Source organism: Psychrobacter sp. SCQQ22 (assembly GCF_015864605.1).
GTDB classification, from domain to species: Bacteria; Pseudomonadota; Gammaproteobacteria; order Pseudomonadales; family Moraxellaceae; genus Psychrobacter; species Psychrobacter fozii.
In genome coordinates, this window is record NZ_JADYWZ010000013.1 from 20,465 (window position 1) to 27,834 (window position 7,370).

The window sequence follows — 7,370 nt, forward strand, 5'->3', positions numbered from 1 at the left end:
AATCTCCAATCATGTATTCGATTTGGTCATTAGACTTTGAGAGGAGAGGTGCACGCGGATAAAATTCAAGTAAGAATGTTGGGCTATGCTGGCGTGTTTATTCTGAATTTATTATCTATACTATAATCTTGAGTGGCAATATCTTTATTAAGTTCAATGTCTTACTATATCCTAATAACGACCAAAAACTGACCCCTCAGGTATCTAACATAATTGACCCGCCGACGAGTTAGTCTACAATGTTAAAAACCCTTATTAATAAGATGGGACTGCATCATCTTGTTTCCCTTATGCTTTTTACGGCGTTAGTACCGTGCTTATTTATAGAGACCAACTATGAGCGATTTTAAACACCTTGATAATAAGCAAGCGCCGACTAGCGAGCAAACTCTTGATATTGAGACCTCTCAACAAGCTGAGCTACCACCGTATCGTCAGTCTGAGTCATTGGTGAATAAACCCTCCTCAAAGTTACCATTATGGTTGTTACCTGCTTTAGTGGCGGTACTGATTATTGGTGTCCTTCTTGGAAAATATTGGGGTAATGGTGAAGCAGAAACGGTTGAGTCTCCAGATGCTAGCAGTGCGCCCAGTGATGGTACTAGCGACGGCAGTACAGAGCAGGCGGTACTGTCAGTAGAAACAATCGCGCCAAGCCAAGAGGATATTGGCAACACGTTAAGTGCTGATGGAACTATTAATGCTAAAGATACGGCGAATGTCAGTGCAAAAGTGAACGGTGTGGCTATCGAGCGTATCTTGGTCGAAGAAGGAGATCGCGTCAAAGCAGGTCAGGTATTGGCTATGTTCGATACCGATGCGATGGAACAGCAAGTGCTACAAGCAGAAGCTGATGTCGCAGAGGCAGAAGCGACGCTGGCTAACGCTAGTGCTGACGCAGCGCGCGTATTGCCACTACTCGATATTGATGCCATCAGCAAACAAGAAGCCGATCGCTATCGTACCTCCGAGCTTCGAGCCAGAGCGTCTTTGCAAGCATCAAAAGCTCGACTAAGCACTCAGCGTTTGAGTGTTGATAATGCTCGAGTGGTCGCGCCAGTGAGCGGTATCATCAGCGAAAAAATGGTTGAAGTGGGTATGGTCGCTGGTGGTGAGCCATTATTTACTATTATTAAAGGCGGTATTTTAGAGTGGCGCGCGGATATTGATCCCAAACTTATCGGTGAAGTCGGTGTTGGTACGCCAGTACGAGTGAGCTTACCGGGTGGCGACTCTGTAATGGGTCAGGTAAGCCGTATTGCGCCAACGGCAGATAATAACCGGCAGATTACTATTTATGCCAGTTTGGCTGCCAATGCACAAGTACGGTCAGGCATGTATCAGACGGGTGAGTTCCTACTAGGCAGTGCCAGTACGCAGACGGTGCCAAATAGCGCTATCGTGAGCAACGATGGTTATGACTATGTCATGCTAGTTACTAACATGAAGATTCAAGGTGGCAAAAATACAGGTCGTATCAAGCAACAGCGAGTGACATTGGGCAAGCGACTTGGCGATAGTGTAGCGATTACAGAGCCATTGCCTGCTAATAGTCAGATTGTGAAGCAAGGTGGAAGTTTTTTAAATGATGGTGATTTAGTGCTTGTCGTGAATGGTGCAATTCAAACAGGTAACCAAGCTGACGCGGCTGCCGATAAAACCACGACTGGCACAGATAAGCAGGCACGCTCATGAGTTTAAATGTCTCAGCTTATTCGATTAAAAATCCGCTGGTTGCTATTTTGCTGTTTGTGCTCCTGACGTTAGGCGGCATTTACGGCTTTATGCAAATGAAGGTGCAACAGTTTCCAGATATTGATTTACCCGCAGTTGTTGTGACCGTCACCCTCCCTGGTGCAGCCCCTTCTCAGATCGAAAACGATATTGCAAAAAAGATTGAAAACAGAATCACCAGTATAGAAGGTGTTAAGCGTATTCGCACGACGTTACAGACAGGTGTTGCTACGGTGGCAACAGAGTTTGTATTAGAAAAAGACATCCAAGAAGCCGTCGACGATGTGCGTTCAGCCGTCGGAGAAGTAAGTGGGGATCTCCCTGCGGCCGCCAACGATCCTATCATTACTAAAGTATCGACAGCAGGCTTTCCGATTGTGACTTATTCAGTCGCTGCCGATAATATGAGTGTTGAAGATCTGTCTTGGTTCATTGATGACACAATTACCAAGCGCTTGTCAGATATTCCTGGGGTCAGCACGGTCGGTCGTATCGGTGGCCTTGAACGTGAAATCACAGTCGCTGCCGATCCTATCGCTCTGAGTGGTTTGCAGTTCTCGATTGCACAGTTGTCGCAGCAGTTGAGCAGTATTCAGCAAGACAGCGCAGGCGGTGAAGCTGAGGTAGGTAATGCGACCCAAACGATTCGTGTATTGGGTGCAGTTGAGCGGGCACGTGAGCTTAATGACTTGCAAATAGCAGTGCCGACTGGTGGCACGCAGGCGCTTGGGCGGATGGCACAAGTGACTGATGGTGCTGCCGACCCAAGCTCTCTTGCCAAGCTTAATGAGCAGACCGTTGTGGCATTTAACATTACTCGTTCGCGCGGTGCTAGTGAGGTTGAGGTCATGGATTTGGTCGATGCAGAGCTTGCAAAGCTGACCGCAGAGATGAGTCAAATTAAGATTGATAAGGTTTATGACACCGCAACGCCAGTAGCAGAAGATTATAGTGCCTCCATAAAGATGCTAATCGAAGGCGGCATATTAGCCGTAATCGTGGTGTTTCTATTCTTACGCAACGTCCGCGCGACCATTGTGGCTGCGGTTGCGCTACCACTATCAGTCATTCCTACTTTCTTAGCGATGTATCTGTTTGATTTTAGCTTAAATATAATCTCGTTATTGGCCTTGTCCCTAGTTATCGGTGTCTTGGTCGATGATGCTATCGTTGAAGTTGAGAATATTATTCGCCATCTCAGAATGGGCAAGACACCTTATGAAGCAGCAATGGAAGCCGCTGATGAGATTGGGCTTGCAGTAGTGGCGACGACCTTTACCTTAATCGCTGTATTTTTGCCGACGGCCTTTATGGGCGGTGTTGTGGGTCAGTTTTTCCGGCAGTTTGGCTGGACGGCTGCTTTGGCTATCTTTGCCTCTCTACTGGTCGCGCGTTTGATTACGCCTATGATGGCAGCGTACATACTCAGGCCAGAAAAGCACCATGTCGAAAAGCAAAGCAAACTGATGACGTGGTATCTAAAAGCCGTCACGTGGACATTGCATCATCGCTGGATAACGATGGGTGTGACGCTGATACTATTTGTGGCTTCGTTGGGATTGGTCAAATTATTACCGACCGCTTTTATCCCTGATAATGATATTGACCAGACACGAGTAGCGATTGAGCTAACGCCTGATGTGGCACTAGCAGATACAGAGCGGGTTGCAGCATTAGCGAGCGCTCGCATCTTAGCACTGCCAGAAGTTACTAATATATTTACGTCTGTCGGTGAGGCACAAGAGTCGATGGACTCTGATTCCGGTAGTGGTAAAGCAGAAAATATCGGCAGTCTGGATATCGTATTGGCTCCGCGTGCTGAGCGAGATTCGAAACAACAGGTTGAGCGCAAGATTAGCGCGATACTGTCAGAAGTGCCAAGTGCTCGTTTTACGGTTGGGCTATCGAGTGGTGGTGAGACGGGATATAACTTTTCGCTGACCAGTAGCAACCCTCAAGTACTTGAAGAGACCGCGCAGCAGATTATGTCCGATATTCGTGCATTACCAGGTGCGGGATCGGTCACTAGCGACCGCAGTCTACCGCGTCAAGAGCTAACCGTGACGCCTGACAGACTAGCGATGGCAGACAAAGGTGTGACCACACAAGATATCGCGACTACCTTACGTATTGCGACCGTCGGCGACTATGAGCAAAGTCTGTCTAAGCTCAATTTAGATACACGGCAAGTTCCTATTGTTGTGCGTTTGCCTGATATCGCAAAACAAAACGTCAACCAGTTAGAGGGGCTATACGTATCTAGTAATAGTGTCGCAGGGCAAGGCGTGCGTATCAGTGAAGTGGCCAGTTTGGATTTTGGTACAGGGCCTGCTCAGATAAAACGTCTCGATCGTGAGCGTGCGATCAGTATTACGGTACAGCCTGCAGACAGTGAGCTTGGCGAGTTGGTACAAGCAGTCAAAAAGACCCCGACAATGCAAAATTTGCCTGCGTCAATTACCATCATTGATCAAGGGCAAGCCGAAAATATGGCTGAGCTTTTCAGTGGTTTTATCATCGCCATGTCAGTCGGTATCATCTGTATTTTAGGCGTGTTGATTCTTCTGTTTGGCAAAGTGCTACAGCCTTTTACGATTTTAGTGGCATTACCTTTATCAATCGGTGGTGCTTTTATCGGTTTGGTGATTACTAATAGCAGCTTGTCGATGCCTTCGATGATTGGTTTTATTATGTTGATGGGTATAGCAACCAAGAACTCTATCTTGTTAGTGGATTACGCTATCATCGCCCAAAACCGTGGACTAGCACGGTTTGATGCGATGGTCGATGCCTGTCATAAGCGTGCTCGACCGATTATTATGACGACGATTGCGATGGGCGCTGGCATGTTGCCATTAGTCTTTGGTTGGGGTGATGCAGATCCTACTTTCCGTCGCCCGATGGCGGCAGCAGTATTGGGTGGTCTGGTGACCTCGACGCTACTCAGTCTCGTGGTCATTCCAGTGGTTTATACCTTAATGGATGACGTATCAGGTTGGTTCGCTAAATGGCTGATACCAAGTGGCAAAGATAAATCAACTATAGATAGCAAAGTTTAATTTAGTGCTTTAATTTGTATAAGTCAGATTACTAAAATGAAAAAGACAATATCTATCGATTAGATATTGTCTTTTTATCGCTATATGAGTCGTATGACGATCACAAAGGATGTGATTGGCTTGTCATTTACTGCACAAAGGAATGTCATTATGAGTCATGCTTTTCTCTCAAAGGCACTATTATCCTATCGCAAATTTCTATTGGGTTTATTTCTAAGTACAGTAGGCATCGTCAGTAGTTATGCGACTCCCTACTACATCGATGCTACCCGTACCAATGTACGTTTCACCATTGAGCCTCTCAACACGTCAACGCACACTGGTGGCTTCTATAATTTGAGCGGTCAGCTTGATTATGATCCAACGGCTAAGACAGGCAATATCGCTCTCATAATTCCTTTGCATACCTTAAACACAGGTAACAAAATTTTCGATACCACGCTTAAAAGCGCAGATTTCTTTGATATCGAAAAATTTCCAGTGGCTCGTTTTAAGTCTACCAAATGGCATTTTTTATCTAATAAAGATACCATCAAAGTTGATGGCCTATTGACGCTACATGGGCAGACCAACCCCGTTACGCTCACTGCTATCAAATTCAACTGCTATTTAAATCCGATATTAAAAAAATCGGTGTGTGGTGGAAGTTTTACGACAACTATCGACAGAACGAAGTGGGGTATTAGTAAATATACAGTGTTAGGCATGGCAAAAAAAGTGAAGTTAGATATTCAAGTGGAAGCTGTAAATCAATCATATTGATCTTAAGAATACGATGAGTTATGGCATATTTTTGGAATTTGTGATGCTCATATCTATATATTTTTCCTTAATAAGTGTGATGACCTCAAAAAATCTCGCAATACTTCAAAAATATAATGACTAAATTTTGTTATCAGACTGTTGCCAACATACTTTCACTCTTGCGATATAGAAAATTAATGCCATAACATAATAAATATTCAAAAATCCAGAAAATATAAGGAGTTTAGAGTAATTTACTCAAGAAACGATAAGAGAGTTAAAAAATAATAAGTATGTATTATTAAGTAGAGGTTAATAACTAATAGAGCACATGTTGTTTAGTTATAAGGGTTTGAGATTAAGAGTTATCAATAATAGTTCTCAACATTTTGATATAACAAAGATGCTATAGCAATTGCACAATGTCACAAGAAAAAAATAAGCACGTTAGACTGGTAATTTTTGTACTACTGAATGCCAAAGTTATTAATTGGTAGTCTTGTGTTCGGAGATTATGGCTAATAAAGATTAGATCATAATGTTCTGATCTCAAATCGAACATGATAATAGCTCAAATGATTATCATAACTTTATTTATGACAGTGCTGTTTGTTAAATAGATTCGAGCTGTACGAAATACCGTTTAGGCTTATTTTTAACTGATGCATAAAATCTGTGAATCAAGGAATTAATCAATGAAAAACCTTACTTTGTCTTTATCATTAATTGTTGGCGCCGCACTTACTATCCCAAGTCTAGCCATGGCTGCTGAACAACCAGTCGTACAAACTGCGACTGCAGATACTACCATGCAAACCGAAGCTGGAAGTATGGATAACGGACTTCAAACTGAAACTGAAGAGTTTAACAATATGTCTGATGCCGAGAGCATGAATGATATGGCTCAGGCTGATGATGGAAGTATGGATGATATGGGTCAAGCTGATGCCGAAAGTGATGGTACTGTTGAAGTTGAAGAAGAAACTGCACAACCATATTTATAATTAGAAAGTTAGTTTCTGTGGTGAGTAGTTGCTCACCATGCAAATGATTGCCTTTAAGTGTAATAAAACCGATCGTGTTATCTTATTAGCAGTGATGAAACTTAAAACAATATGCAGAATCGAAAAGGCAGCCATTAGGTTGCCTTTTTCGTTTTGCTATGAATAGGTTACGATTAGCAACTTCAAAGACCAATGATTCTAAGGACGGGTAAAGCTAAGGTGACCGATAATATACGCTTGCTTGATAGCTGCCAAAATATACTAAGATAACTGCACTCATCTATATAAGTTAATTAGTAGACAGTAGTGGAAGTATGCAAATGACTGAAATCTAATTAAGGGCATTCAGTTTTTGGATATAGATGTATAGCTGAGCAACTGCTTTAGGTCAGCTATTTATATAAGTTATCCATATTGCGATGTTTACACACTCATCTGTACTAATGTACTTTGGATGTGCAAAGGATATATAGAGGCATATCATGAAGTCCAAAACGGTCGAAGTTCGATTACAAAATGAAAATTCAAAAACTAACTAGCGCACCAAATCACTGGCCCCTTGATAAGTAGCCAGTATTTCTAAGGCAGTTAAACAAACTATAGAATAGTTTTCAAGAGTCCTTGACCTTCACTTTAAACCGAGTATACCGCCACCCAGTCGGAAAGGAAGGATATTTAGAAAGTGAGAAATCACTTAATGAATATTTCGAATTAATTAGTTTTAAACTAAATGAAAATTACCTCTTGACTCAAGATTTAAAGCGTCTATAATACGCCCCTCAACAGGGAGAACTGGCAGTAATTAGGAGATAATTACTTAATTAAAACC

General features: G+C 42.9%; 4 protein-coding genes. All 4 read left to right on the forward strand.

Features of this window, described 5'->3' with window-relative positions:
- The first annotated feature begins 336 nt into the window (after positions 1-336).
- The 4 genes from I6E84_RS13855 (at position 337) to I6E84_RS13870 (ending at position 6,541) form a co-directional block, all read left to right on the forward strand.
- Complete coding sequence (locus I6E84_RS13855) at positions 337-1,695, forward strand: efflux RND transporter periplasmic adaptor subunit (protein ID WP_197218584.1); 1,359 nt, start codon at positions 337-339, stop codon at positions 1,693-1,695.
- The gene (locus I6E84_RS13860) at positions 1,692-4,793 is read left to right on the forward strand and encodes an efflux RND transporter permease subunit (RefSeq protein WP_197218585.1); all 3,102 of its coding nucleotides are present in this window, start codon (positions 1,692-1,694) and stop codon (positions 4,791-4,793) included. Before I6E84_RS13855 ends, I6E84_RS13860 begins: the two co-directional genes overlap by 4 nt.
- A 93-nt stretch (positions 4,794-4,886) precedes the next feature.
- Entirely contained in the window at positions 4,887-5,555 is a 669-nt protein-coding gene (locus I6E84_RS13865) for a YceI family protein (RefSeq protein ID WP_227681548.1), read from the forward strand.
- 677 nt (positions 5,556-6,232) lie between these two features.
- Positions 6,233-6,541 carry a hypothetical protein gene (locus I6E84_RS13870; protein WP_197218586.1) on the forward strand — a complete coding sequence of 103 codons (309 nt, stop codon included), beginning with the start codon at positions 6,233-6,235 and terminating at the stop codon, positions 6,539-6,541.
- Positions 6,542-7,370: the final 829 nt, after the last annotated feature.